This is a genomic window from Gordonia sp. IEGM753 (assembly GCF_050321825.1).
GTDB lineage: Bacteria > Pseudomonadota > Gammaproteobacteria > Pseudomonadales > Pseudomonadaceae > Aquipseudomonas.
Genome location: NZ_JBNQGB010000003.1, coordinates 500062 through 525321, shown reverse-complemented (window position 1 = coordinate 525321; position 25260 = coordinate 500062). Strand labels below are relative to the sequence as shown.

At 59.9% G+C, this 25260-nt stretch carries 23 protein-coding genes; 7 read left to right on the top strand and 16 right to left on the bottom strand.

The features are described from left to right. The first annotated feature begins 116 nt into the window (after positions 1 to 116). On the top strand, positions 117 to 1523 hold the full coding sequence (locus ACQR3R_RS19380; protein ID WP_428274333.1) for an adenosylmethionine--8-amino-7-oxononanoate transaminase: 1407 nt from the start codon (positions 117 to 119) through the stop codon (positions 1521 to 1523). A gap of 162 nt (positions 1524 to 1685) precedes the next feature. Next, positions 1686 to 2405: a 16S rRNA (uracil(1498)-N(3))-methyltransferase gene (locus ACQR3R_RS19375; RefSeq protein WP_428274331.1), complete on the top strand. Its 720-nt coding sequence runs from the start codon at positions 1686 to 1688 to the stop codon at positions 2403 to 2405. Positions 2406 to 2491: 86 nt separating this feature from the next. On the opposite strand, the gene trhA is transcribed toward ACQR3R_RS19375, so the two are convergent. Beyond that, positions 2492 to 3109, bottom strand: coding sequence for a PAQR family membrane homeostasis protein TrhA (trhA, locus tag ACQR3R_RS19370; RefSeq protein ID WP_428274329.1), 618 nt, complete (start codon positions 3107 to 3109; stop codon positions 2492 to 2494). Between the two features lie 120 nt (positions 3110 to 3229). Between trhA and ACQR3R_RS19365 the strand changes: the two genes are divergently transcribed. Then, a complete protein-coding gene (locus ACQR3R_RS19365) occupies positions 3230 to 4144 on the top strand; it encodes a LysR substrate-binding domain-containing protein (protein WP_428274327.1) in 915 nt (304 codons plus the stop codon). A 111-nt stretch (positions 4145 to 4255) separates the two neighbouring features. Here ACQR3R_RS19365 and madM read toward each other — a convergent pair whose 3' ends face one another. The 15 genes from madM to pilG form a co-directional block, all read right to left on the bottom strand. Further along, the gene (gene madM, locus ACQR3R_RS19360; RefSeq protein WP_428274325.1) at positions 4256 to 5020 is read right to left on the bottom strand and encodes a malonate transporter subunit MadM; all 765 of its coding nucleotides are present in this window, start codon (positions 5018 to 5020) and stop codon (positions 4256 to 4258) included. A gap of 1 nt (position 5021) precedes the next feature. Then, complete coding sequence (madL, locus tag ACQR3R_RS19355; protein ID WP_428274323.1) at positions 5022 to 5438, bottom strand: malonate transporter subunit MadL; 417 nt, start codon at positions 5436 to 5438, stop codon at positions 5022 to 5024. Positions 5439 to 5502: 64 nt separating this feature from the next. Continuing rightward, a complete protein-coding gene (gene mdcH, locus ACQR3R_RS19350; RefSeq protein WP_428274321.1) occupies positions 5503 to 6438 on the bottom strand; it encodes a malonate decarboxylase subunit epsilon in 936 nt (311 codons plus the stop codon). Further along, on the bottom strand, positions 6411 to 7028 hold the full coding sequence (locus tag ACQR3R_RS19345) for a malonate decarboxylase holo-ACP synthase (protein WP_428274319.1): 618 nt from the start codon (positions 7026 to 7028) through the stop codon (positions 6411 to 6413). The genes mdcH and ACQR3R_RS19345 overlap by 28 nt, the downstream gene beginning before the upstream one ends. Beyond that, positions 7025 to 7828: a biotin-independent malonate decarboxylase subunit gamma gene (mdcE, locus tag ACQR3R_RS19340; RefSeq protein WP_428274317.1), complete on the bottom strand. Its 804-nt coding sequence runs from the start codon at positions 7826 to 7828 to the stop codon at positions 7025 to 7027. Before mdcE ends, ACQR3R_RS19345 begins: the two co-directional genes overlap by 4 nt. After that, a complete protein-coding gene (locus ACQR3R_RS19335) occupies positions 7825 to 8676 on the bottom strand; it encodes a biotin-independent malonate decarboxylase subunit beta (protein WP_428274315.1) in 852 nt (283 codons plus the stop codon). The genes mdcE and ACQR3R_RS19335 overlap by 4 nt, the downstream gene beginning before the upstream one ends. Further along, positions 8669 to 8968, bottom strand: coding sequence for a malonate decarboxylase subunit delta (locus ACQR3R_RS19330; RefSeq protein ID WP_428274313.1), 300 nt, complete (start codon positions 8966 to 8968; stop codon positions 8669 to 8671). The genes ACQR3R_RS19335 and ACQR3R_RS19330 overlap by 8 nt, the downstream gene beginning before the upstream one ends. Further along, entirely contained in the window at positions 8968 to 9843 is an 876-nt protein-coding gene (locus ACQR3R_RS19325) for a triphosphoribosyl-dephospho-CoA synthase (RefSeq protein ID WP_428274311.1), read from the bottom strand. The genes ACQR3R_RS19330 and ACQR3R_RS19325 overlap by 1 nt, the downstream gene beginning before the upstream one ends. Then, complete coding sequence (gene mdcA / locus ACQR3R_RS19320) at positions 9843 to 11513, bottom strand: malonate decarboxylase subunit alpha (protein WP_428274309.1); 1671 nt, start codon at positions 11511 to 11513, stop codon at positions 9843 to 9845. Before mdcA ends, ACQR3R_RS19325 begins: the two co-directional genes overlap by 1 nt. 217 nt (positions 11514 to 11730) lie before the next feature. Next, complete coding sequence (locus ACQR3R_RS19315; RefSeq protein WP_428274307.1) at positions 11731 to 12201, bottom strand: chemotaxis protein CheW; 471 nt, start codon at positions 12199 to 12201, stop codon at positions 11731 to 11733. Then, a complete protein-coding gene (locus ACQR3R_RS19310) occupies positions 12194 to 18082 on the bottom strand; it encodes an Hpt domain-containing protein (RefSeq protein WP_428274306.1) in 5889 nt (1962 codons plus the stop codon). Before ACQR3R_RS19310 ends, ACQR3R_RS19315 begins: the two co-directional genes overlap by 8 nt. A gap of 23 nt (positions 18083 to 18105) precedes the next feature. Beyond that, complete coding sequence (locus ACQR3R_RS19305) at positions 18106 to 20157, bottom strand: methyl-accepting chemotaxis protein (RefSeq protein ID WP_428274304.1); 2052 nt, start codon at positions 20155 to 20157, stop codon at positions 18106 to 18108. 160 nt (positions 20158 to 20317) lie between these two features. Then, positions 20318 to 20851, bottom strand: coding sequence for a chemotaxis protein CheW (locus ACQR3R_RS19300; protein WP_428274302.1), 534 nt, complete (start codon positions 20849 to 20851; stop codon positions 20318 to 20320). A 10-nt stretch (positions 20852 to 20861) separates the two neighbouring features. Beyond that, positions 20862 to 21227: a twitching motility response regulator PilH gene (gene pilH, locus ACQR3R_RS19295; protein WP_008068134.1), complete on the bottom strand. Its 366-nt coding sequence runs from the start codon at positions 21225 to 21227 to the stop codon at positions 20862 to 20864. A 57-nt stretch (positions 21228 to 21284) separates the two neighbouring features. Further along, complete coding sequence (gene pilG / locus ACQR3R_RS19290) at positions 21285 to 21689, bottom strand: twitching motility response regulator PilG (RefSeq protein ID WP_428274299.1); 405 nt, start codon at positions 21687 to 21689, stop codon at positions 21285 to 21287. 265 nt (positions 21690 to 21954) lie between these two features. On the opposite strand from pilG, the gene gshB reads away from it, so the two are divergent. The 4 genes from gshB (at position 21955) to ruvX (ending at position 25206) form a co-directional block, all read left to right on the top strand. Further along, complete coding sequence (gshB, locus tag ACQR3R_RS19285; RefSeq protein WP_428274297.1) at positions 21955 to 22926, top strand: glutathione synthase; 972 nt, start codon at positions 21955 to 21957, stop codon at positions 22924 to 22926. Positions 22927 to 23031: 105 nt separating this feature from the next. Then, positions 23032 to 23931 carry a TonB family protein gene (locus ACQR3R_RS19280; RefSeq protein WP_428274296.1) on the top strand — a complete coding sequence of 300 codons (900 nt, stop codon included), beginning with the start codon at positions 23032 to 23034 and terminating at the stop codon, positions 23929 to 23931. A gap of 265 nt (positions 23932 to 24196) precedes the next feature. Then, positions 24197 to 24769 (top strand): YqgE/AlgH family protein, encoded by a 573-nt coding sequence (locus tag ACQR3R_RS19275; RefSeq protein ID WP_428274294.1) that lies wholly within the window; start codon positions 24197 to 24199, stop codon positions 24767 to 24769. Further along, positions 24769 to 25206, top strand: coding sequence for a Holliday junction resolvase RuvX (ruvX, locus tag ACQR3R_RS19270; RefSeq protein WP_090178626.1), 438 nt, complete (start codon positions 24769 to 24771; stop codon positions 25204 to 25206). Before ACQR3R_RS19275 ends, ruvX begins: the two co-directional genes overlap by 1 nt. The last annotated feature ends 54 nt before the right edge of the window (positions 25207 to 25260 follow it).

The following is a 25260-nucleotide window of genomic DNA, read 5'->3' as shown; positions in this document are numbered from 1 at the left end:
TCGGCCTACACAAAGTAGCTCAATCGACACAATGGGTTGTCCCGGCGCGATGCATTGCATAGGCTTGCGCGATTGTATGTCCGTGCACGTCACGGACCGCCTCGAGGAGACTGAACATGGGCCTGAATAATCAGTGGATGCAACGCGATCTCGCGGTGTTGTGGCATCCCTGCACCCAGATGAAAGACCACGAACAACTGCCGCTGATTCCGATCAAGCGTGGCGAAGGCGTGTGGCTTGAAGACTTCGAGGGCAAACGCTATCTCGACGCGGTCAGTTCCTGGTGGGTCAACGTATTTGGCCACGCCAACCCGCGCATCAACCAACGCATCAAGGATCAGGTCGATCAACTGGAGCACGTTATTCTGGCCGGTTTCAGCCATCAACCCGTGATCGAGTTGTCCGAGCGACTGGTGAAGATGACGCCAGAAGGCCTGACACGATGCTTCTACGCCGATAACGGATCGTCCTGCATCGAAGTCGCGCTGAAAATGAGCTTTCATTATTGGCTCAATCGCGGCCAGCCGAACAAGAAACGCTTTGTCACCCTGACCAACAGCTACCACGGCGAAACCATGGCCGCGATGTCGGTGGGCGACGTGCCACTGTTCACCGAAACCTACAAGGCATTGCTGCTGGACACCATCAAGGTGCCGAGCCCCGATTGCTACCTGCGCCCGGAAGGCATGAGTTGGGAAGAACATTCGCGCAACATGTTCCTCGCCATGGAACAGACCTTGGCCGAGCACCATGACAGCGTGGCGGCGGTCATTGTCGAACCGCTGATCCAGGGCGCCGGCGGCATGCGCATGTATCACCCGGTGTATCTCAAACTGCTGCGCGAAGCCTGTGATCGCTATGGCGTGCACTTGATCCACGACGAAATCGCCGTCGGATTCGGCCGCACCGGCACCATGTTTGCCTGCGAACAGGCGGGTATCCGTCCAGACTTCCTGTGCCTGTCCAAGGCGCTGACCGGCGGCTACTTGCCGTTGGCGGCCTGCGTGACGACGGACGATGTGTATAACGCGTTCTACGACGACTACCCAACGCTGCGCGCCTTCTTGCACTCACACAGCTACACCGGCAATCCGCTGGCGTGCGCGGCGGCACTGGCGACACTGGACATCTTCGAAGAAGACAACGTTATCGAGAACAACAAGGCCTTGGCGCAACGCATGGCCTCGTCCACGGCACACCTGGTGGATCATCCGAACGTGTCCGAAGTGCGCCAGACCGGCATGGTATTGGCCATCGAGATGGTCAAGGACAAAGCCACCAAAGAGGCCTATCCGTGGCAGGAACGTCGTGGCTTGAAGGTATTCCAGCATGCGTTGGAGCGCGGTGCGTTGCTGCGACCGTTGGGCAGTGTGGTGTATTTCCTGCCGCCTTACGTGATCACGCCTGAGCAGATCGACTTTCTGGCCGAAGTGGCGAGCGAAGGCATCGACATCGCCACCCGCGACAGCGTCAGCGTGTCGGTACCGAAGGATTTCCATCCCGGCTTCCGCGATCCGGGCTAGAGCTGGACTCAGTTCCCTGTGGCGAGGGGATTTATCCCCGTTGGACTGCGCAGCACTCCCATTTTGAGGGCCGCTAAGCAGTCCAACAGGAATAAATCCCCTCGCCACAAAAGCTAACCACAAGCGCATTGTTCCAATTTACAGATTCAGTAGAGACCTCGCATGAGACTGTCCCGCTTCTTTATCGACGCTCCTTTAAGCACTGGCGAGCACGAGTTGCCCGAAGCCCAGGCCCATTACATCAGCCGCGTGCTGCGCATGGCCGAGGGCGACGCGTTGCAGTTGTTCGACGGCTCGGGCCATGAATTCCGCGCCACCCTGGTGGACGTCGGCAAGAAGCGCGTCGTGGTGCAGATCGATGAAAGCTTCGCCGGCCAGGTCGAGTCGTCGCTTGCGATCCATCTCGGCCAAGGCCTGTCCCGTGGCGAGCGGATGGATTGGGCGATTCAAAAAGCCACGGAACTGGGCGTCAGCGAAATCACCCCGATCTTCAGCGACCGCTGCGAAGTCCGGCTGAAAGACGAGCGCGCCGACAAACGCCTGCTGCACTGGCGCCAGGTTGCCATCAGCGCTTGCGAGCAATGCGGACGTTCACGGGTGCCGGTGATTCATCCACCGTTGTTGTTGGCCGATTGGCTGAAGCAGACAGAAGCCGAGTTGAAGTTGGTGCTGCACCCGGTGGCCGAACCGTTGGTCAGCCATTCGAAGCCTGCAACACTGGCGTTTTTGATCGGGCCGGAGGGCGGTTTGTCGGAGGCTGAGGTTGATCAGGCCAAGGGAGCAGGTTTCCATGCCGCTCGCCTCGGTCCTCGGGTGCTGCGCACAGAAACCGCGCCGGTGGTGGCATTGGCGGTGGCCCAACAGTTATGGGGCGACTTTTAGGGCGCTATCGCGAGCAGGCTCGCTCCCACATTTTGAATGCGTCCCCCTGTGGGAGCCAGCCTGCCAGCGATTGGCCGCGACTCGGTCTAAAGAACATAAAACATGATCGCCACAAAGTGCAGCAGACTCCCGGCGATCACGAACAAATGCCAGATCCCGTGTGCATGCCGCAAGCGATGATCCAGCGCAAAAAAGATAATCCCTACGGTGTACAAAACCCCGCCGGACGCCAGCCAGGCGAAACCGGTACTGCCCAGCGCGGCTAACAAGGGTTTGACCGCAACCAGCACGATCCAGCCCATCACCGCGTAAATCACGATCGATAGAATCCGCGCCTCCGAGCGCGGCTTGATCTCTTGCAGGATGCCGATCAGCGCCAGTCCCCAGACAATTCCAAACAACGTCCAGCCCCACGGCCCGCGCAGCGTGACCAGGCAAAACGGGGTGTAACTGCCGGCAATCAGCAGGTAGATCGAAAAGTGATCAACCTTCTGCATGATCTCTTTTTTGCGCCCGCGTACGCTGTGGTAAACGGTCGATGCGCTGTAGAGCACCAACAAGGTGAAACCGTAGATTGCTACGCTGACAATCTTCCAGGGGCTGCCGTCCATGCTGGCAATCACCAGCATCCACACCACCCCGACACACGCCGCAACCGCCCCGACCAAATGCGTCCAGGCGTTCAACTTTTCACCGTGATACATGCGTTACTCACCTCAAAATTCACTGCAACATCGCGCAAACTGTAGACGCTGTCGAGCGCAGAACGCCTACAAGGGCGCCAAGGCGTGCACAATCACGCCATTCCAATAAGAGTGCGGCCCATGCTGATCGACGAAGAGTTGACCCTGAAAAAACTCGAGGTGTTCCTGGCCTTCATGCGCACCGGCAATCTGGCCCGCGCCGCCGCCGAGCTACACACCAGTAACGTGAGCGTGCACCGCGCCATTCACTCGCTGGAAAACGCTCTGCGCTGCCCGTTGTTCAAACACGAAGGCCGCAACCTGACGCCGCTCGAAAGCGCCTATGTGCTGGAGGAACGCGCGCAGAAGCTGATTCAGGACGTGGTCGAAAGTGTGCGTCTTACGCGCGAAGCTGCCGGTTTTTCTGCCGAACGCTTCAAGCTTGGCTCGCTGTATTCATTGACCGTGAAAACGGTGCCGCAGTTGATCATGGGCCTGAAAATACGTCGCAGCGAACTCAACATCGACCTGATCCTGGGCTCCAATTTCGATCTGCTGTACAAGCTCAAGAACATGGAAGTCGACGCGATCCTGGTGTCGCTGGACGACAGCGTGAATGACCCGGATTGCGCACAAATCCCGCTTTTTTCCGATGACATGTTTTTGGCGACGCCGGCCGATTCGAAGTTCGCCCAGTGTGCTGAAGTCGACCTTTCGCAGGTGCGTGACGAAACGTTCATTACGCTCACCCATGGCTTCGCCACGCATCAGGACGGTAATCGAGTGTTCAAGCAGGCAGGGTTCGAGCCGAAAGTAGCGATGCAGGTCAACGACATCTTTACCCTGCTGAGCATGGTCAGTTCTGGCGTCGGTTATGCGTTGCTGCCGGGGCGGATTGCAGCGGTGTACGAGAACCGGGTGAAACTGATTCCCTTGCAGGAGCGTTACCGCTTGCAGCAACACATTGGTGTGGTGTTCTTGAAAGCCAAGGAGCGCGACCCGAACTTGCTGGCGCTGTTGGCGGAGTGCCGGATGTACGCCAATCGCCAGGCTTGAGACCGAGTCGCGCCCTTCGCGAGCAAGCCCGCTCCCACAGGAGAATACATTCCAATGTGGGAGCGGGCTTGCTCGCGAAGGCGTCAGAACATGCGGTGATAATCCAGCGGATTAGCCGACAATTGCGCGAACAATGAAGTACAGCAACGATGGCCCAAGCAAGCATCCAAGCCCCGTGTGAAAGGTCGCCGTCAACGCGCCATAAGGCACCAAACGACGATCGGTTGCCGCCAGACCCGCTGTTACACCACTCACGGTCCCAGCCAAACCGCCAAACACCATCGCTGAACGCGGGTTATCCAACCCCATCCACTTCGCCGCCATCGGCGTACCGACCATCACCAGAATCGCCTTGATCAACCCGGTCGCAATCGACAGCGCCATCACGTCCGAACTTGCACCAATGGCCGCGCCCGTCACCGGCCCGACGATATACGTCACAGCCCCCGCGCCAATGGTGGTCATGCTGACCGCATCTCGGTAGCCAAAAGCCCAAGCAATGCTCGCGCCGACAATGAACGGCAAAATGGTGCCCAGCAGCAATGCAATGACACCAATCAAACCAGCCTTTTTCGCTTCGGTGGCTTGCACTTCGAACGCTGTGGCAACGATGGCGAAATCACGCAACATGGCGCCGCCCATCAAACCAATACCGGAAAACAGCGTCAGGTCTGCCAGGCCTTTTTGGCCGCCTGTCATGGTGCCGCCGACCCAGGCCAGAACCAGCCCGATGACAATCGCAATCGCCGAACCGTGAATCCGGCCGAACGTCAGCCGCTTGGAGATGACTACCGACACCCACATGATCACGCCAACAAAGGCAAACGCTGTGACCAGTCCGTTATTGGTAAGCCCCTTATCAATGAGTTCCCACATATCAGCGGCCTCCTACAGGATTGCCGACCGGGGCGACTATCACCGGTTCGTCGGGCAGCGGCTCGCCTTTATGAGTGCGGCTGATCAGGGCAATAGTGCACCCGCAAAGCACCACCGAACCGATAGCTGCCAGCACAGCAACCGGGCCGCCATGCAATGCAGTGACGACGTTTTGCTGCGCAGCCATCGCAACCACCACTGGAATGTACATGGCGCCCCAGAAGCCGACACCCATTTCGCAGTCCTTGGTCATGCCGCCGCGTTTTTGCATCCACAATCGCGCGCAGATCAGCAGGATCATCGCGATCCCGACACCACCAACGTTGGATTTCACCCCCAGCAATACACCGAGTGCGTCACCCATGATCACCCCTGCCAGCGTACAAATCGCCAAGAGCGCCACACCGTAAATAATCATTGTTGTAGTCCTCAAAGTGCATCGTTGAATGTTGTTTTTGTTGTTCGAAGCCTGAGTCACTGGTCTAGAGTTGGCGGCTTCCCTCCTCACGCAACAGCGCTTGCAAGGTGTCGAGCCGAGCACCGTCGAACGCAATCACGGTGCCTTGCTCGAACACCCGGCGCGCCAGCCCGGTCAACACCGTACCGGGCGGCAGTTCGATCTGTAGCCGTACGCCTCGCTCGTAGGCGCTTTGCACGGTGCCGCGCCAATCCACCACGCGACACATGTTGAAGGCCAGGTCATCACGCAAGGCTTCAATGTCACTGATGGGCCGCGCTCGGCTGCCGCTCAAATAGCCAATGGCCGGGGTTTTCAGTGGCACGTTGGCGAAGGCTTCGGCCAAGGTTCTAGCGGGTTCCTCCAGCAACCGACAGTGTGACGGCACGCTGACAGCCAGACGCTTGGCCAGCCCGGCGCCACGGCTTTTTGCCAGTTCGGCAACGGCGTTCATCGCCGCATCGCTGCCGGCAATGACCACCTGGTTGTCGGCGTTGATATTGGCCAGGTAAACCGGCGTATCGCTGCTGTGCACCTGCGCCAGCAAATCGTCCACCGTGGCCAGTTCCAGCCCGATGATGGCCGTCATGCCGTAACCCTGCGGATACGCCCGCTGCATCAATTCACCCCGCAGGCTGACCAGATGCAGCGCATCCCCGAAGGTCAGCGCACCTGCAACCACGGCTGCCGGATAAGCGCCGATAGACAGTCCGGCGACGTAATCGGGCGCCATTGCCAACTGACGCGACGCGGCGACGCCGGCGATCAGCAGGCAAAGCTGAACCGCCCTTGTCGACTTCAGTGCTTCGGCGCTATCAAGCAACAGCACGTCTTCACCGAGCACGTCACTGGCTTCAACCACCGCCTCGCGCGGCAAGCGATGGAGCATGCCCGGCTGCTGCGCACCTTGGCCTGGAAACACCAGCAAACTGCTCACGCCGCGTGCTCGCGTGGGTTCCATGGATCAATGACCAGGCAGGCTTCACGGACGTTTTTCAGCATCACACGGTGTGAAGAACTGGCCCATTCGCGCAGGGCCACCGCGCCAAATGGTGTCTGCAATTGCATGTCCACCCGACACGCAGCGCAATCAAAAATCTCCAGCAGTTCGCGAGCCTCCTCACGCGCAAGCGGTTGCGGTGTGCGCAAGATCAAGTCCAGATCGCTGCCCTCGTGTAACGCCTGTACACCGCTGGCCAACTCAAACCCGGCACTGCCGCTGATGCCCCATACACGCCCGCTGCGATCAAGCATCGTCCGCAATTGATCCAGAGCACGCACAGCCGCCAAGTCGCGATCAATCACGGCATCACATAGATCTTCTGGCCGTACTCGGCGCGTGATCGCTGTCACGGCCATCGAGGCTGCCAAGCGCTGCTCGCGCAAACGCCCGCGAACGCCCACCGCGATTTGGCCTGGCGCACTTAAGGCTCGGCGCACCACCACTGGCTGTCCCGCGCTGATCGACTCGAACGCCCAGGCAGGTGCATCCACAGGCAACTGCTGCGGTGTCATCCCCCAGAGCAGGTCATGCGCGAGAAACGTGCTCACCACTGCTCTCTCAGCAGTTGCCGAACCTTGCTGGATGCCGCGCGATTGCTCGCGCCCAAACGGCTGCTCAGATCCCGCCCCGTCGCCGCCACATCGTCTATCGCAAGACTCAAGCATTCTGCGACGCGGGCCAGGTCCGACGCCGTCGGCTGTTCAATCTGCTGCACCGACAAGGTTTCCCAAAGCAAACCCAGACTCGCATAGCTGTCGATGTCATACGCCATCGGCGGCACACTCGCGGCCAGCGCTTCCAGTTCTTCGACGCTGCGCAACGTCACACGCGCCGCCGAAGCCTTGCCCATCGCATGCACCATCACACCCGGGTCGCGCAACGCGATCAGGCGATTGGCCTGGTAACCGTGGGCCAGGAACGCACCGGACATCGCCTTGCCCACCAGCAAACCGATGACCGCGTGGCCAGCCAACCGGGCGCGGGCATAACTGCTTGCCGCTGCGGCCAGTGCCTGATGAATGCCAAGTGCTTCTTCGCGTCGGCCATAGGCCTGGCTCGGCACGTCGACGATGGCGATCAAGGCGCGCTTGTACGGCTTATCCGCATCAGCGGTGATGACTTCATCCACAGCCTTGGCCAAGCCCCAGCCTTCGAGCAAACCCACCTCGCCGTTGCGCGCGCGCACGAAACGATTGTCCGCATCGGCCACCACGGCGATAAATCGTACGGGTTGATCACCCAGTACACCGTCGGCAACCTTTAGCGAGGCCGGCAACCCTGTCACTGCTTTCGCGTCCGCGCTCAGGGCGTTGAACCAGTTCAAACCTCTCAGGGAATACGAACTCATGAGCGCTCTCCTTGATACAGATCGCGAACCGTTGCCGGTTCGATTTGCGGCTCGGCGTCCAGGCTGGCCAACCGGGCAAGGAACAGTTCGGCCTGAGCGCTGCGTTGTTGTTTCGGCAACCCCTGCTGGAGTAATTCGCGCACCTGCTGCTGGATCTGCGCCACGTCATCGGCGACATAGCGGTCCGCCAGACCACTGGCGAAACGCTGCTCGCCGCCAGTCAGGCTCCAGATGAACGGCCGGTCGCGAGAGTCGTATTCTTCAATCCCCGCTTCCTGTTCGATAACCTGCGGACCGTTCAGCCCCAGCCGTGCTTCGCGGGTCACCAGCAAATAACTGCACAGCCCCGCCGCAATCGACATTCCACCAAAACAGCCAACGCTTCCCGCCACCACGCCAACCACTGGCTGGTACTGCTGCAAATCGATAATGGCGGCATGAATGTCGGCAATGGCGGCCAACCCGAGGTTGGCCTCCTGCAACCGCACACCACCGGTTTCCAGCAGCAACACAGCGCAGGTTGGAACGCCGTTGCGGTTGTCTTCGGCGGCGAGTTCCAGCGCACCGGCAATCTTCGCTCCGCCGACTTCGCCGAGGCTGCCACCCTGAAATGCACCTTCGATAGCGGCGATCACCACCGGCAAACCACCGACGCTGCCCTTGGCAATGATCACGCCATCGTCCGCTTGTGGCACCACGCCCTGGCGCGACAGCCATGGCGACATGACGCGTTGAAACGGGTCGAGCAGTTCGCGAAAAGTGCCCGGGTCGAGCAAGGCTTTTGCACGTTGCCTGGCGCCGAGTTCGACGAAGCTATGAGTGTTGAGGAGTTGCGCGGTGTTACTCATGGCCAATCTCCTCAAAGCCTTGTTCCAGACGCAAGCGAACCACGCCAGGTGTCGCGCCGAAATCGTGGATATCAATGATCAAGGCCGGCGGTGTCTGGCCGTCGAACATGCGCGCAAACAAATGCTGCCAACGCTGTTCGGCGCCATTCACCGAGGTCTGCACAGTGATGGTCAACTTGCCGGCCAGACCCGGTTCGATCAGCACTTCCAGATCGCCCGAGCCTACACATCCCACCAAGGTGCGACCGCGCGGCGGCTGCCCGGCGGGGAATTCAAAGGATAAGGTTTCCATCAAAAAGCTCCTTGGGAGACACCGTCGCCAGACTCGATCCGGTCAATGAACAGGCACGCTGCGAGCAAGTCGGCAGCGCCACCGGGCGAGGCATTCAACGCAATTAATTGTTGGTCCAGCTCATGCAAACGGCGACGTCCGGCCAGGCTGGCACTGCCACCCGCGTCCAGCACCGCTTGTGCGCCACGTTGCATGGTGTGCAGGCCGTTTTCGCCGGCGCGGTACAGCACGCAGGTGTCCGCCAGTCGGGTCATGATTGCCAGCAAGGCATCCAGCCGCGCGTTCTGTTCGCCATGACCGGCGGCGCGGCTGCGTTTGAGTTGCGGCAATGCACGCTGGATCACGGCCGGGAAACCCAGCTGCGCTTCTTCACGGGCACCGCGCGCGCCATAACGCTGAGCGACTTGCGCACCGTGGCTCAGAGGACGCGGCGCATGACGATCGTCGAGTAATGCCAGGCGCGCGGCCCGCAGTGTGACGGCGCTGGCGGCATTGGATTGAGGTTCGAGCGCCGCCGCAGCGACCAGCAAACCCAAGGCCCATATCGCCCCGCGATGGGTGTTCACGCCACTGGTGGTCACCAGCATCGCTTGCTCGCCCTCGCGCCCCACGCGCCCGATGGCTTCACGCAGCGGCACACCAACCTCGCCGAACTGGAGGGCGGCGTCCGCCATTTCCTTGAATGCCGGCCACAGCGACAGTGCCGAAGCATGCATCAGCCCCAGGTGCAGATCAGTGTGAGCACCGTTACCACGACGGTCGACCAGCGCCGGTTTCGGCGACAGGTCTGCCTCGTCGATCAGCGCGTCCACCGCCAGGTCTGCCAGCCGCTCGGCCAGCGACAGTGTTTTCGGTTGCAGGTTAAAGGCATGCATTACCAGCTCCTGAACTTGGCGGGCGGGTTGTAGAGGCCGCCGGACCACTCCACCAGGTCCGCCACACTTTTAGCCGCGAGCAATTCGCGCGTGGCGTCGGTGCGGCGAATGCCGAGGTCTTCGGGCAAGGCAATCAAGCCTTCGCGGCGCATACGCGCGGTGTCTTTGGGGTTGTGACGCAAGCCGATTGCGGTAACTCCGGCAACGGCAGCGATCATCGCCTGGCGCTCTTCCAGCGAACGCGCCTTGTACAAGTAGGCAATGCCTTCTTCGGTCAGCAAGTGGGTGACGTCGTCGCCGTAAATCATGATCGGTGCCAACGGCATGCCGCTTTTCCTGGCCACTTCGACCGCGTCGAGGGTTTCAACGAAGGTCGGTTTACCGCCCTCCTGAAAGGTCTCGACCATTTGCACCACCAGTTTTTTGCCGCGTTCGAGCAAAGCCTCCGGCGCATCGTCGTGGCGCATGTCGAGCCACGCTGGCGTGCCATGACGACGGCCGCGCGGGTCGTGCCCCATGTTCGGCGCGCCGCCAAAACCGGCAAGGCGTCCGCGTGTCACGGTCGAAGAATGGCCGTCGCCGTCGACCTGCAGCGTCGCGCCGATGAACAGGTCCACCGCGTATTGCCCGGCCAGTTGGCAGAACATCCGGTTGGAACGCAGCGAGCCGTCACGGCCGGTAAAAAACACATCCGGGCGCGCCGCGATGTAGTTTTCCATCCCCAGCTCGGTGCCGAAACAATGCACGCTCTCGACCCAACCGCTTTCGATGGCGGGAATCAATGTCGGGTGTGGGTTGAGCGTCCAGTTACGGCAAATCTTGCCTTTCAGGCCAAGGGATTCACCGTAGGTCGGCAGGATCAATTCGATGGCAGCGGTATTGAAACCGATGCCGTGGTTCAGGGACTGCACGTTATGTTTTTCGTAGATCCCTCGGATCGCCATCATCGCCATCAACACATGCACAGGCTTGATGTGCCGTGGGTCGCGGGTAAACAGCGGTTCGATGTAGAACGGCTTGTCGGCCACCACCACGAAGTCGACCCACGAGGCCGGGATATCGACGCGCGGCAGGTCGGTGACGTCGTCCACCAATTGATTGACCTGGACAATGACGATGCCGTCGCTAAAGGCCGCCGGTTCAATCAATGCGGGGGTGTCTTCGGTGCTGGGGCCGGTGTAGATGTTGCCCGCACGGTCGGCCATGAACCCGGCCGACAACACGACGTTGGGAATCAGGTCGACTACCAGCCGTGCATAGAGCTCGATGTAGGTATGAATGGCGCCGATTTCCAGCAGCCCGTCTTCCAGCAACTGACTGATGCGCAGGCTTTGGGTGCCGGCAAACGAGAAATCGAGCTTGCGTGCGATGCCCCGTTCAAACAGGTCCAAATGCTCGGAACGACCGACGCTGGGCATGATCATGTGCAGGTCATGCAACCTCGCGGGATCAGCCTTCGCCAGCGAGCGGGAAAGGAAATCCGCCTGTTTTTGGTTGTTGCCTTCCAGCACCACCCGGTCGCCCGGCAGGATCAACGCCTCAAGCGCAGCAACGATGTTATCGGTGGGCAACACCACACCGTCAGCCAGATGTTTGACCAACCCGAGACGCCGCTGCTTTTCGCTGCGCCGCCGCGTCCATCGCGAGTCGGGGGTTATTGTTGTTGTCATGACCACTCCACGGGTTCGCTTTCGTGAGGGTCACCTTAGGAGTGTTGGGAGGGAGCATCAATCAAGCAGCGCGATGGATTGTTACGGTTAGGGTAATGGTTGCCAGTGCCGACGTCTTCGCGAGCAGGCTCGCTCCCACATTGGAATACGTTGCCCCTGTGAGAGCGGCGGTGCGACTTGTTCACAAGGAGCCAGTGAAGTCACCGTAAAGTCAGGATCAGCCGACCAAACCGGCATTCACCAACAACTCCTCCAGCGCCAGCAAATCCGGGACTTTGGCCACTTGCTCGCCGACTTGCACGGCCGCCCGTTCCAGCGAACACAACGGCACATCGACGTAGCTCAACTGACTGTCGAGCTTGTAAGAGCGCGGGATGCCTTGGACCAGCAACGCAATGAACTTCAGTTCCGGCCGGCCTCCCAGCGCATTGAGAATCACAATTCGGGCCCGCTCGCCGATGACTGTTTTGTCGCCGCAGGCTGATTCAAAACTCAGCAATGGAATCTGCCGCTCGCGCCACTGCACCAGGCCGAGGTACCACGGCGGTGTATCCAGATCGAACGCTGCCGGCTGATAGGCAATCAGTTCGGCGACAGCAACGTTGGGCAAGATCAGGTTGCGGTCGGCCAAGGGCAACAGCAACCCGGTGAGGGTGTTGGTGCGCTGGAAAAAACGGTCATCAAGCATGGGTTTTGCTCCACAAGGCAATGCTCGCCAGCAACACCGACTCCTGGTAAGGCTTGCCAAGGTAGTCGTTGACGCCGATGGCCATCGCCCGGTCGCGGTGTTTCTGCCCGGTGCGCGAAGTAATCATGATGATCGGCAGATGCTGCAAGCGCTGATCGTTGCGCACTTGCGTCGCGACTTCAAAACCGTCCATGCGCGGCATTTCGATGTCCAGCAGCATCACGTCAGGCATGTGTTCTTCGAGCAACAACATGGCGTCGACGCCGTCCTTGGCGGTCAGCACACTCATACCGTGGCGTTCCAGCAGACGGCTGGTGACCTTGCGCACGGTGACCGAATCGTCGACCACCATCACCAGCAACGGCTTATGCGGCTCGACCTCAACATCCTGGGTCGAGCTGCATTGCGGCACATGCGCCTGCAGGGCGCGGATCGGCGCCAGCAAATCCAGAATCAGCACCACGCGCCCATCCCCAAGGATCGTTGCGCCGGACAAGCCCTGCACCGCCGCAAATTGCGGGCCGAGGCTTTTCACCACGATTTCGCGGGTACCAGCCGTGGCATCGACCTGCACCGCGATGTGGCGCTCGTTGCACTGCACCAGCAGCACGGGAAGCGGCAAGCTCTGGCCCAACAGTTTCGGGCGAGTCGTGGTTTTCAGCAGTTCGCCGAGGTAACACAGTTCGTAATGTTGCCCGGCGTATTTGTAAGTCGGCGGATCGAGCCGGTAATGCCCTTCGAGTTCGTTGGGCAAGACACGCACGATGCCGTCAATGGTGTTCAGCGGGATCGCGTATTGATCGTCAACGCATTGCACCATCAGCGCGCGGTTGACCGACACGGTAAACGGCAGGCGTATCCGGAAGTGCACGCCCTGCCCCGGTATCGAGTCGATGCTCATGCTGCCGCCTAACTGTCGGACCTCTTCATGGACCACGTCCATGCCGACGCCACGGCCAGAAATCTGGGTGATTTTTTCGGCGGTGGAAAACCCTGGCTGCAGAATGAATTGCAGCACGTCGCGGTCGCTGATGTCGCTGTCCTGGGCCAGCAAGCCGCGCTTGATTGCCTTACGCCGCACCGCGTCCAGCGGCACGCCCGCGCCATCGTCACGGATGTCGAAAATGATGTCGCCGCCCTCTCGCGACAGGTCGAGCGTAATCTTGCCCTGCGCCGGTTTCCCTGCTGCCAGGCGTACTTCGGCGGATTCCAGGCCATGATCCACGGCATTGCGCAGCATGTGTTCCAACGGCGCCGCCATGCGTTCGAGCACGTTGCGGTCCATTTCGCCTTCCGCATTGCCAACCACGAACTCCACGTCCTTGCCCAGTTCGCTGGATACCTGACGGACGATACGTTTAAGCCGCGGGAGCATTCGCTCGAACGGCACCATGCGCGTACGCATCAACCCTTCTTGTAACTCGGTGTTGATGCGGCCCTGCTGTTGCAGCAGGTTTTGCGCGTCATGACTGCGCCGGTCCAGGGTTTCCTTGAGGTCGAGCAAGTCGGAAGCCGACTCGAACAGCGCCCGCGACAGCTGTTGCAACTGCGAATGACGGTCCATTTCCAGCGGATCGAATTCTTCGTAGCCCAACCGCTCGGCGTCGACTTGCTGCCGGCTGAGAATCCGCCCTTGGGTTTCGGTATCGAGCCGGCGTAACTGGTCGCGCATGCGCTCGATGGTGGTCTCCATCTCGTTCAGCGCGACCTGTGCGTCATTCACCTGTTGCTCGATACGCCCACGAAAAATCGACGTTTCTCCCGCCAGGTTAACCAGATCGTCAAGCAGTTCCGCAGAGACCTTGACCATGTCCGCACCGGCCTCGGGCAATAGCGCCGGCGGCTCGGATTTGAGTACGGCAGGCACCACGGCAGGTACTTCAGGCACGGCCGGGTGGCTGAAATTGCGGATCTCGTCGATCAATCGATCGGCCGGCGGCAAAGGCTGGCCGGCGCGGGTCGCGTCGAGCATCTGCGCCAAGCGGTCATGGCTACTCTGCAACAGCCCGAACAAGGCCGGCGTCGGTTGTAGAACCCCGGCAGACAAGCCTTCGTAAAGAAATTCCAGCTCATGGGCAAGGTCGCCAATCGGGGCGATTTCAACCATCCGGGCGCCACCCTTGAGGGTGTGCAAGTCGCGCAACAGGGTTTCCACTTCCTGGCGATTCGACGGCTCGGACTGCCAGCGGACCAATGCCGCTCCGGAGTTCTCGATGATGTCGAAACCTTCCTCGAGGAAGATATCCAACAGCTCTGGATCGTGGCCCGCTGAATCCTCGGCGGGCATTGCCTCCATGACATCCGGGGCGTTGTTGCTGCCTTGACGGAAGTCGCGAATGGCTTCGATCAGCTCGCGCGGATCGTCCAACGGTGTGTGCGTTTGCAACTGCTCGAGCAACTCGGCCAAGCGGTCATGGCTCTGTTGCAGCAAACTCGATAGCGCTTCGCTGTGACTGTAACGGCGGTCCACCAGACCTTCGTACAGGTTCTCCAGTTCATGGGCCAGATCGCCGACCGGCTCGACCTCGGCCATCCGCGCACCACCCTTCAAGGTGTGCAAATCTCGTTGCAGAGACGACAACGGCGCGCCGTTGTCCGGATCACTCAGCCAGCGTTGCAAGGCTTGGCCAGCGCTTTCGAGAATATCCACAGCCTCTTCGAGAAAGATCGAGACGATTTCATCATCCGGCGAGGCCTGTTCCAGCTCAGCCGTCGCGCTGCCCAGTTCGCGAATACTCAGGGTGCGGCTGCCATCACTGCGAATCAGGCCGGTTGCCGATGGATCAAGGCTCTCATCGAGCAAACTGCGCAACGCTCGAACGCGCTCCGGCTGCGGGCTGACTTCCTGGCCGGCGGCCAGTTCGTCGAACATGTTGATCAGTGCTTCATGTGCATTTTGCGCTTCGTGGAAAAAGCGATCACTGACCGCCAGGCTGCTTTCTTCCACCGCGCCATAAAGGTCCAGCAAGGCTTCGCACAACTCATCCACGGGATGCAGGTCAGCCAGGTGCGCGCCTTCACCGAGGGTGGTCAACTCATCCAATAGCGCACTGAGTTCCTGGCGCTCGCCGGGGTGTTGCTGCCAGCGCTGCAACAGGCTTTCAGCGTCGAGCAGGATGTCCATGCCTTGGGCAAGAAAGTTGTTGATCAATTGCGGATCGCGTTTGGTGCGAAGCGCGGTACTGGACGTATTCAGCAACGTTTGCAGACGCTCCGCCAGCAACGCCTGTGTCTTGCGGATCAAGGCCGGTGCGCCGGGAATCTCGGCCAACGGATCGGACTTGAGTTGGCGCAGCCCCAGGCGAAACAAACCCTCGGCCTCCAACAGCAATTCGACTTCGTCCAGGTCCAGCGCGATCAAATGCGCCTTGTATTCGCGGGCGAGCTGATCAAGCGGCGCCGCCAGTTCGGCAATCGGCAACACACCGGCCATCGAGGCGCTGCCCTTCAGGGTGTGTAACGCACGTTGCAACTGATCGCTGGCCTGCAAGGGCACATGCTCGGCAGCTTGATCGAGGAAACGATTGACGCTGGCCAAGTGAGTGTCGGCTTCGTTGCGAAAGATCTCCAGCAACAGCGGGTCGAGCGCTGCGACATCCTGCACGTCCTCATCCAGCAAGGGTGCTTCACCCTTGGCCAAGGCATGCGCACGTGCCGCCAATTGGTCGACATCGTTGCGTTGGCGCTGGGTATGGGTCGCGTATTCCGTCACCAGTTCCGGCAACAGGCTCAGGGTATCTTCCAGCAATTGTTGCACTGCAAGCCCCGGCTCAACGCTGTGCTCCAGCACGCGATTGAGCAGGTTTTCCACAGCCCACGCCAACTCGCCCAGCACCAAGGCACGAACCATCCGGCCGCTGCCCTTGAGCGTGTGAAAGGCTCGGCGCAGTTCACTCAAGTGCAGCATGTTCTCGGGGTCGGCCACCCACAACGGCAGGCATTCATGGAGGACCTGCAGGACTTCGTCGGTCTCCTCCAGAAAGACTTCGCGCAGTTCATCGTCCACCGGCTCTTCGCCGGCGGGCGGCGGCAGCAGACTACCCGGCGTGCTCTGCGCTGGCGGGTTGACCGCCGACACCGGGCTGGCCAGCACATCGGCCAGGGTCTGGACGATTGCCGGATCGTCCAGCGCCTGCATGTGCTGCATGTCCTGCGCTTCACTCGGACTCAGCACATCCTCAAGCACCGGCACCTGCTGTTCACTGGGGAAAAAACCAAGGGATGCCAGGCTTTTTTCGGCGATGTCGAGCAACTGTTCGCCGGGCGCTTCAGGGTCGTCGCTGAGACGTTCCAGGTAGTACTCAAGGCTGGCAATCACATCGGCCAGGCTGTCGAGTTCCTGCCAGTCGGGCTGGTCCGGGTCCAGCAGCAAATGCTCGCGGATGAAATGATTGCACGTCTCGATCAGGCTCGCCGCACGGCTCAACGGAATCATCGCCAGCGCACCGCGAACCTGTGTCAGCAGGGCCGGTAATGGCTGCAAGTGCTGGCGATCCCAGTCGGCATCGATGTAATCGATGATCATGTCTTTGGCCTGCTGCAGGCAAATACGCGCTTCCTTGATCACGATCTGGTGAATCTGCGTCAGGTCGGTGGTCGGCAGTTGGCTTTCTTCCTGGCTCTGCGTTTCCACGGTGCCGACCATGCCGGCCAACGTCGCTTCGACGTAAAGCAAGGCGCCCGCGACGTCCATGAGGATTGCGTCATTGGGTTCGCGATGACCCTGAGCGAGGCTCAGCACTACCGCCAACTGATCGATGATGACTTTGCGCGGCTGACCGAAACCGAGCACTGCCAAGGTGTCGGCTATTTGCCGCAAGGGCGCCAACAGGCTGTCGAGATCAGAGGTGTGCTGGCGGTCACTGCGCACAAACAAGTCCAGCCGCTCTTTCACCCGCACCAGTTCTTCGCACAACGCCGCCAGCACCGAGCGCATGGCGTCGCGGTCCGGACCGGCCAGGCGTGCACGCTCTTCATCGACCATTGCGCTGTCAGGCAAGGCGTCGTCCAGTGAATAGCGATCTTTCATGGTCAGCATCTGCCCGGTGGGGTGTTCGGCTTTGGCAATGTAGAACAGCAAACTCTTGAGCAGCTCCGACGGAGGCGGCTGATTGATCCCGAGCATACCTTGCTCGAGCAGGCGTTTGAGTTCCTGGTCGGCGTCCTTGAACAGGCTGCGCAACGCCGGACTGTTAGCAATCGAACCGCCGCGCATGCCTTCCACCAGCGCCGAGGCGACTTGCCACAGAGGGCTCAACGGCGCATCGCCACAGATCCCTTCGAGACGCGCAAAAACCTTGGCCAGGTAACCAAGGTGGGTGTCGTCATCTTGCTCGCGCAGCAAACCCACCAGTGCCATCTGCAGCATTTGCCGCAGCTTGCGCAGCACATTCATCAATTCGGCGGGTTCCAGCAGCGCCAGCGCTTCTTCATCCAGTGCAGGCAAATCCGGCAGTTGCGGACTGAACAGGCTGGTTTCCGACAACAGACTTTCGCCTCGTGCACTGCGCAGGTCATTGATCAGCGGCAATACCACCAGCGGCAGATCACGGCGGGCGCTCTGCACCCGGTCAAGGTAGATCGGCAATTGCCCCAGGGCCTGCATCAACAAATGGATCGCTTCATCACGATGCTGCACACGGTTGTGTTGCAAAGCCGTGGTCAGTTGCTCCATTTCTTCGGCCAGCAGCGCGGCGCCGTAGAACTCGACCATCTGCAAACTGCCGTGAACCTGATGGATGCACGACAGGCACTCGCTGAGCGCGTGCGTTGCTTGTGGGTCATCCAGCAGGTTTTCGATTGCCTGATGCGCCACTTTCAACGTTTCGGCAATCTCGCCCTTGACCCATTCGAGGGCCACATAGTCGTGCCGATCACCCATAACCACTTCAGTCCCCGCTCCAATCAAGAGTCTTGCGCTTTTGCGGCCGGCAACGTGAAGCCAGACACCGAACGCCGCAGCTGGTTGGCCATTTTCGTCAGGTTGCCGATGCTTTCAGCGGTGGCGGTAGAACCGGACGAGGTCTGCGTGGTGATCTGCTGAATGACGTTCATTGTCAGCGAGATCTGCCCGGCCGAAGACGTTTGCTGCTGCGCCGCGTTGGAAATGCTCTGGATGAGCGCGGCAAGCGTCTTCGACACCCCTTCGATTTCTTCCAGGGCCACTCCGGCATCCTGCGCCAGACGCGCGCCGCGCACCACTTCGGTGGTGGTTTGCTCCATGGAAATAACGGCTTCGTTGGTGTCGGTCTGAATCGCCCGCACCAGGGTTTCGATTTGTCGGGTGGCGGCAGACGAGCGCTCGGCAAGCCGCTGCACTTCGTCAGCGACCACCGCGAACCCGCGTCCCGCATCACCGGCCATCGAGGCCTGAATAGCAGCGTTGAGCGCGAGAATATTGGTTTGGTCGGCAATATCGTCGATCAGGCTGACAATGTCGCCAATTTCCTGAGACGACTCACCCAGGCGCTTGATGCGTTTGGCAGTGTCCTGGATTTGCTCGCGAATGTTGTCCATGCCATGGATGGTGTTGTGCACCACTTCGTTGCCCTTGTTGGCGATCTCTACCGAACGCTCGGCAACCGCCGAAGACTCGGCCGCATTGGCCGAAACCTGATCAATGGACTGTGCCATTTCGTTGATCGCAGTCGAGGCTTCGCTGATCTGTTGCGCCTGATGTTCGGACGCCTGCGCCAGGTGCATGGCGGTGGCTTGGGTTTCCTGGACGGCAGCAGCCACTTGGCCTGCGGTGAGGTTGATGGTCGCCACCAGATCGCGCAGTTGGTCTACGGAATAGTTGATGGAATCGGCAATGGTCCCGGTGAAGTCCTCGGTGACCGAGGCGGTCACGGTCAGATCACCATCGGCCAGGTCTTCAATTTCGTCGAGCAGACGCATGATCGCATTCTGGTTGCGCTCATTCTTCTCCGCCGTTTCACGCAATTGGCGATTGGTTTCGCGCACCATGACCAAGCCGATCAGGATGATCGACGCCAATGCCAACAAACCCAGCACGTAGCCGCCAATGGTATCGGTGGTACGCCCACCGGCGAGGTTTTCGAAACCGGTGGCCAAATGCGAGGCTTCATCGAGCAGGGTTTGCGACAGTGTGAAAATGTTAGTCGCCGACTCGCGAACCTTGAACAACTCTGGCGAGGTTTCAAGGATTTCATCCACCGAGCCGGAGACGAATTCGAACAGCTCCGAAATCTCGGTCAGCCGTGCCCGTGCGTCGCGGTCCTCCACCTGGCTTACGCGCAGCGTCGTATTGCCCTGCAACATGCCATTAAGCACCTGACCAAAGCGTGCGGCATCACGCCCAAAAGCATCGGCGGCCTGCTGCGAACTTTCATCGCCGGACAACACGGTATTGACCGCGCCCAAAATACGTTCGGCGAGCAGCGATTGCCGCTGAGCCATCGCCACCTGAGCCGCCGGTGCGCCGCGTTGCAGCAGTATCTCGACAACCTTTTCGTACTCGACCTGCAACTGCGGCACGGTTTCGGCGAGGGTCGCGGCAACCTGGTGCAGCGACAACACGGTTTGTTCGCTGGAAAGAATGGCGTCGGTATTTTTCAGCAACCGTTCCCAATCGAGCTGAACGGCGCGCATTTCCGGGCGCACGGTAGCCGGCGCAGGTGGCAGGCCCGTGGCCGGGTCACCCTTTTTCAGGTAACTCCAACGCTGGGCAAAGTCATTGCGCGCATCGCTGAGCAATTTGAACGCGGCAGCTTTGCCGGCGGCGGCTTCAGTGGCGTTTTTGGCGATACGCTGGGACAGCACGCGCAGTTCACCGGCATGGCCGATGTACTGTTTGTCGTAAGTGGCCTGAGTGTTGAGGTAAGCGAAGTTGGCGAACAGCAGCATGATGAAAACAATCAGCGCGATGAACAGCACGATGATCTGCGAACGGCTGCGCGACCCTTCCATTGGCTTGCCTGCTTTTGCTTTTATCATCGGTCCTCGCCTGTTAACCAACCTTTAGAACCCGCCAAACATCCCCTGCGGCAGCGGGTTTGCTCGCGAAAGCGGTCATTCATTCAACATTGAGGTGTGACCTGCACGACGCCTTCGCGAGCAAGCCCGCTCCCACATTGGATGAGTGTTGGGCCAGCCGTCACACCGCGACACTCATAAAGCCCTGCGATTGCACCAGCGCATACGGGCTGAACACCTGCCAGTTTCGCTCGCGCTGAAACCGGCCTTTGATGAAGGCAGCGACCGGGCCAGCCAGGGTTGTCGTCGGTGCAAGGCTGTCCTGGGCAAAGTGCTGCAAGCCTGCGACTTCATCCACTATCAGCCCGGCGAACACCTCGCGATGCTCCACCACCAACACCCGCCGCTGCTTGCGGACCGCCGACAGTTCGTGGCCAAAGAAGCCGCTCAAATCCATGATTGGCAACAGCCGCCCACGCAAGTTGGCCACACCCTTGACCCACGTCTTCACACCCGGCAGTTGAGTGAAGCGCGGTTCATGCAGGACTTCGCTGACTTCGCCCATGGGCGCGACATACCACTCTTCGCCCAAACGAAAACCAATGCCGCTCCAACTGTCTTGCCGGGTTGGCTGGGACGGCAAATCCGCGGCCAGCAAACGACAGCGCTGGTCGATCTGCAGCAGCAGCTCGAAGGCAGTCAGCGACTCGCTCATGGCCGCACGATCAACCGGCCAGCACGTTGTTCAGGGTTTTGATCAGGGTTTCTTCGTCTACAGGCTTGGTCAGGTAATCCTTGGCGCCTTGGCGTGTGCCCCAGACCTTGTCGGTTTCCTGATCCTTGGTGGTGATGATAATCACCGGGATATGCCCTGTTTCCGGGTCTTTGGTCAGCTGACGGGTCGCTTGGAAACCGTTGAGGCCGGGCATGACGATGTCCATCAGCACTGCATCGGGTTTTTCCTGACGGGCCAGGGCCACGCCATCCGCGCCGTTTTCGGCTTTCAACACTTCATGACCGTGCTTTTCCAGCATGCCGGTCAGTTTGTACATTTCAGTCGGCGAATCATCGACGATCAGAATACGTGCCATGGTCTTCCCCATTCTTGTCGACGCCGGGCCCGCTGGCCGAGCATCACTGTGCGTTTCCTATTGCGGCAAAACGGCGGCGAAGCCCGGAACATGGGCCTGGATCGCGTTCAGTAGTTCTTCCTTGCTGAAAGGCTTGGTCAAAAACTGATCGGAACCAACGATGCGTCCCTTGGCCTTGTCGAACAGCCCGTCCTTGGACGACAGCATAATCACCGGCGTGGACTTGAACGCACTGTTGTTCTTGATTAAAGCGCAGGTCTGATAGCCATCCAGTCGCGGCATCATGATGTCGACAAAGATGATGCCGGGATGATTATCGGCAATCTTGGCCAGCGCATCGAAACCATCGATGGCGGTTATGACGTCACACCCCACGTTCTTCAACAGCGTTTCGGCGGTGCGACGAATTGTTTTCGAGTCGTCGATCACCATGACCTTCAAGGCGCTGGAATGCTGTTCCATAGTTGCTCTACCGTCGCCTTTGCGAATCAATTTGTCCGTTTCCGGTTTTCCGGGGCCCGAAACCCTTGATGCTCAAGGGCCAGCACGACATGGCAGCCTTTTTAGCACAGTCTCCAAATCCAATCTATCGGGGCACCTTCGCAGTGGTTTTTCCTTGACCGGGAACACACTCAGCGCCACTCTGACGCCACTTTTATACGGCTCTTTGGACTGATCTTTTACGGGATCGACACCAGGCCTCATCTAATTTTCAGAGGAGTTACCCATGAGCGTTCGCGTCGGGATTGTCATGGATCCTATTGCTGGCATTTCCTATAAAAAGGACAGCTCGCTGGCCATGTTGCTGGCCGCACAGAAGCGCGGCTGGGAACTGTTCTATATGGAACAGAGCGATTTGTACCAGGCCGAAGGGGAAGCCCGGGCCCGGATGCGGCCGCTGAAGGTCTTCGCCAACCCGGAAAAATGGTTTGAGCTGGAAGCCGAAACCGACGCGCTGCTGAGCGATCTGGACGTGATCCTGATGCGCAAAGATCCGCCGTTCGACATGGAATTCGTGTACTCCACGTATTTGCTCGAACAAGCCGAGCGCGCCGGCGTATTGGTGGTCAACAAACCGCAGAGCCTGCGTGACTGCAACGAAAAACTGTTCGCCACGCTGTTTCCGCAGTGCACGCCGCCGACCATCGTCAGCCGTCGCCCGGACGTATTGCGTGAATTCGCCGACCATCATGGCGATGTAATCCTCAAGCCGCTGGACGGCATGGGCGGCTCTTCAATCTTCCGTCACACCGCCGGCCACCCTAACCTGTCGGTGATCCTCGAAACCCTGACGCTGCACGGCAAGCAGCAGATCATGATCCAGGGTTACTTGCCGGCCATCGTCGATGGCGACAAGCGCATCCTGATGATCGACGGCGAGCCTGTGGATTACTGCCTGGCGCGAATTCCTGCCGCAGGCGAAACCCGTGGCAACCTGGCGGCCGGCGGTCGTGGCGAAGCTCGTCCGTTAACCGATAAAGATCGCTGGATTGCCGCTCAAGTCGGCCCGACCCTGCGTGAAAAAGGCTTGCTGTTCGTGGGCCTGGACGTAATTGGTGAGCACTTGACCGAAATCAACGTCACCAGCCCGACCTGCATTCGCGAGATTGATAACGCGTTCGGCACCGACATCGGCGGCCTGTTGATGGATGCCATCGAGAAGAAGCTGCAAGTTGCAAGCGCCAAGCCGACCGTTTGAAGCGCGCGCGTACAGCCTGTCGCTTGAAGCGTGTAGCGTGAAGCTAAAAACCAACATTGCGTTATCATGCCGGGCTTGTAAAAACGCGATGTTGGTTTTTCTGTCATGACGCTCCCGTCCGATCTGCCCTCCGAACTCGCCCACCGTGGCGTGCGCCCGGCCGATCGCCTCGGATTTACCCTGTTCATCGCGGCGCTGATCCACTTGGCGCTGCTGCTGGGCGTGGGCTTTACCATGGTTGAGCCCCAGCAGATCAGCAGAACCCTGGAAATCACCCTCGCCACTTTCAAAAGTGAAAAGAAACCAGCGAAAGCTGATTTCCTGGCCCAGGAAAATCAGGAAGGCAGCGGCACCCTGGATAAAAAGGCAATTCCCAAGACCACCGAGGTCGCGCCGTTCCAGGACACAAAAGTGCAGAAGGTCATCCCACCGCCTTCAGCCAAACCGGAAGTGCAGCAAGCGGCGCCAAAGGCTGCCGTAACAACCATTGCACCGAAGCCGAAAAAAGCACCCGCCAAGAATGAAGAAGCCAAACCTCAGGCCAAACCCGAGGTGGCGGCGCCAACGTTCGATAGCTCACAGCTGTCCAGCGACATCGCCAGCCTTGAAGCCGAACTGGCCAAGGAACAACAGCTATACGCCAAGCGCCCGCGCATCCATCGCCTGAGCGCCGCGTCGACCATGCGCGACAAAGGGGCTTGGTATAAGGATGAATGGCGCAAGAAAGTCGAGCGCATCGGCAACCTCAATTACCCCGAAGAGGCCCGACGCAAGCAGATTTACGGCAATTTGCGCTTGATGGTATCGATCAACCGCGACGGCTCGCTGTATGAAGTGCTAGTGCTGGAATCGTCCGGCCAGCCCCTGCTGGATCAAGCAGCGCAGCGCATTGTGCGCCTGGCAGCACCTTTTTCACCGTTTACCGGTGACTTGTCGGACATCGATCGACTGGAAATCATCCGCACGTGGAAGTTTGCGCGCGGGGACAAGCTCTCGAGTAATTGACCACCACAAATCCCTAGGCCGGGAAAACTGTGGCGAGGGGATTTATCCCCGTTCGGCTGCGCAGCAGTCGTAAAACCGTCGCATGCGGTGTGCCCGACACAGCGGGGCGCAGCCTTGGGGTCGCTTCGCGGCGCAACGGGGTGGTGCGGCATTCCGATAAATCCCCTCGCCACACAAGCCCGCGCCAACATTTGTTCAGTGCTGGCTGCCAAATTGCGGCATCCCCAGCTTGTCAGTTCGCCCCTCCAACGCCACACTAGCGCTCATGAAAAACGTCAGCCCCAGCTACCTCAAGCATCAATTCCTGATCGCCATGCCGCACATGGCCGACCCGAACTTTGCGCACACCTTGACCTATATCGTCGAGCACACGGCCAATGGTGCCATGGGGCTGGTGGTCAATCGCCCGCAAGAGCTGAACCTGGCCGATATCCTCGAGCAACTGCGCCCTGATATCGAACCGCCAGTACTCTGCCAGCACGTGCCGATTTTCATTGGCGGGCCGGTGCAGACTGATCGCGGTTTTGTCCTGCACCCTTCGGGCAAGACATTCCAGGCGACCGTCGATCTGGAAGGCGACTTGTCATTGTCCACCTCGCAAGATGTGCTCTTTGCAATTGCCGACGGCGTTGGCCCGGAAAAAAGCCTGATCGCCCTCGGTTACGCCGGCTGGGAGGCCGGGCAGCTTGAGGCCGAACTGTCCGACAACGCCTGGCTGACCTGCCCGTTCGACGCCGACATCCTGTTCAACACCAGCAGCGAACTGCGCCTGGATGCAGCCGCCAAGCACCTCGGCGTCAACCTGAGCCTGCTGACCAGCCAGGCAGGACACGCCTGATGGCCCTGCGGTTGATTCTGGGTTTTGACTACGGCACCAAACAGATCGGCGTTGCGGTCGGCCAAGTGATTACCGGTCAGGCGCGCGAACTGTGCACCTTGAAGGCGCAAAACGGTATTCCCGACTGGAATCAGGTCGAAGCGCTGATCAAAGAGTGGAAACCCGACGCCGTCGTGGTCGGCTTGCCGTTGAACATGGACGGCACGCCCAGCGACATGTGCCTGCGCGCCGAAAAATTCGCCCGCCGCCTGAATGGCCGTTACAACCTGCCCTTCTATACCCACGATGAACGCCTGACGACCTTCGAAGCCAAGGGCGAACGACGTGATCGTGGCGGGCAAAAGGGCAGTTACCGCGATAACCCGGTCGACGCCATCGCCGCCGCCCTGTTGCTGCAAGGCTGGCTCGACGAAAACAGCGCACTATTCGAATCCTGACGAGCCGTTAAAGCGTCTCTCTTAGCTACACCCCGAGCCACTCTTCAAGCAGTA

Excerpts from the sequence above, each read along its gene's own strand:
- mdcA (WP_428274309.1), bottom strand. The coding sequence starts at position 11,513 with ATGACAACAACAATAACCCCCGACTCGCGATGGACGCGGCGGCGCAGC.
- madM (WP_428274325.1), bottom strand. The coding sequence starts at position 5,020 with ATGTGGGAACTCATTGATAAGGGGCTTACCAATAACGGACTGGTCACA.
- ACQR3R_RS19335 (WP_428274315.1), bottom strand. The coding sequence starts at position 8,676 with ATGAGTAACACCGCGCAACTCCTCAACACTCATAGCTTCGTCGAACTC.
- ACQR3R_RS19365 (WP_428274327.1), top strand. The coding sequence starts at position 3,230 with ATGCTGATCGACGAAGAGTTGACCCTGAAAAAACTCGAGGTGTTCCTG.
- ACQR3R_RS19375 (WP_428274331.1), top strand. The coding sequence starts at position 1,686 with ATGAGACTGTCCCGCTTCTTTATCGACGCTCCTTTAAGCACTGGCGAG.
- gshB (WP_428274297.1), top strand. The coding sequence starts at position 21,955 with ATGAGCGTTCGCGTCGGGATTGTCATGGATCCTATTGCTGGCATTTCC.
- ACQR3R_RS19280 (WP_428274296.1), top strand. The coding sequence starts at position 23,032 with ATGACGCTCCCGTCCGATCTGCCCTCCGAACTCGCCCACCGTGGCGTG.
- mdcE (WP_428274317.1), bottom strand. The coding sequence starts at position 7,828 with ATGAGTTCGTATTCCCTGAGAGGTTTGAACTGGTTCAACGCCCTGAGC.
- ACQR3R_RS19380 (WP_428274333.1), top strand. The coding sequence starts at position 117 with ATGGGCCTGAATAATCAGTGGATGCAACGCGATCTCGCGGTGTTGTGG.
- ruvX (WP_090178626.1), top strand. The coding sequence starts at position 24,769 with ATGGCCCTGCGGTTGATTCTGGGTTTTGACTACGGCACCAAACAGATC.
- ACQR3R_RS19275 (WP_428274294.1), top strand. The coding sequence starts at position 24,197 with ATGAAAAACGTCAGCCCCAGCTACCTCAAGCATCAATTCCTGATCGCC.
- ACQR3R_RS19330 (WP_428274313.1), bottom strand. The coding sequence starts at position 8,968 with ATGGAAACCTTATCCTTTGAATTCCCCGCCGGGCAGCCGCCGCGCGGT.
- pilH (WP_008068134.1), bottom strand. The coding sequence starts at position 21,227 with ATGGCACGTATTCTGATCGTCGATGATTCGCCGACTGAAATGTACAAA.
- ACQR3R_RS19315 (WP_428274307.1), bottom strand. The coding sequence starts at position 12,201 with ATGCTTGATGACCGTTTTTTCCAGCGCACCAACACCCTCACCGGGTTG.
- trhA (WP_428274329.1), bottom strand. The coding sequence starts at position 3,109 with ATGTATCACGGTGAAAAGTTGAACGCCTGGACGCATTTGGTCGGGGCG.
- ACQR3R_RS19310 (WP_428274306.1), bottom strand. The coding sequence starts at position 18,082 with ATGGGTGATCGGCACGACTATGTGGCCCTCGAATGGGTCAAGGGCGAG.
- ACQR3R_RS19325 (WP_428274311.1), bottom strand. The coding sequence starts at position 9,843 with ATGCATGCCTTTAACCTGCAACCGAAAACACTGTCGCTGGCCGAGCGG.
- madL (WP_428274323.1), bottom strand. The coding sequence starts at position 5,438 with ATGATTATTTACGGTGTGGCGCTCTTGGCGATTTGTACGCTGGCAGGG.
- ACQR3R_RS19300 (WP_428274302.1), bottom strand. The coding sequence starts at position 20,851 with ATGAGCGAGTCGCTGACTGCCTTCGAGCTGCTGCTGCAGATCGACCAG.
- pilG (WP_428274299.1), bottom strand. The coding sequence starts at position 21,689 with ATGGAACAGCATTCCAGCGCCTTGAAGGTCATGGTGATCGACGACTCG.
- mdcH (WP_428274321.1), bottom strand. The coding sequence starts at position 6,438 with ATGGAACCCACGCGAGCACGCGGCGTGAGCAGTTTGCTGGTGTTTCCA.
- ACQR3R_RS19305 (WP_428274304.1), bottom strand. The coding sequence starts at position 20,157 with ATGATAAAAGCAAAAGCAGGCAAGCCAATGGAAGGGTCGCGCAGCCGT.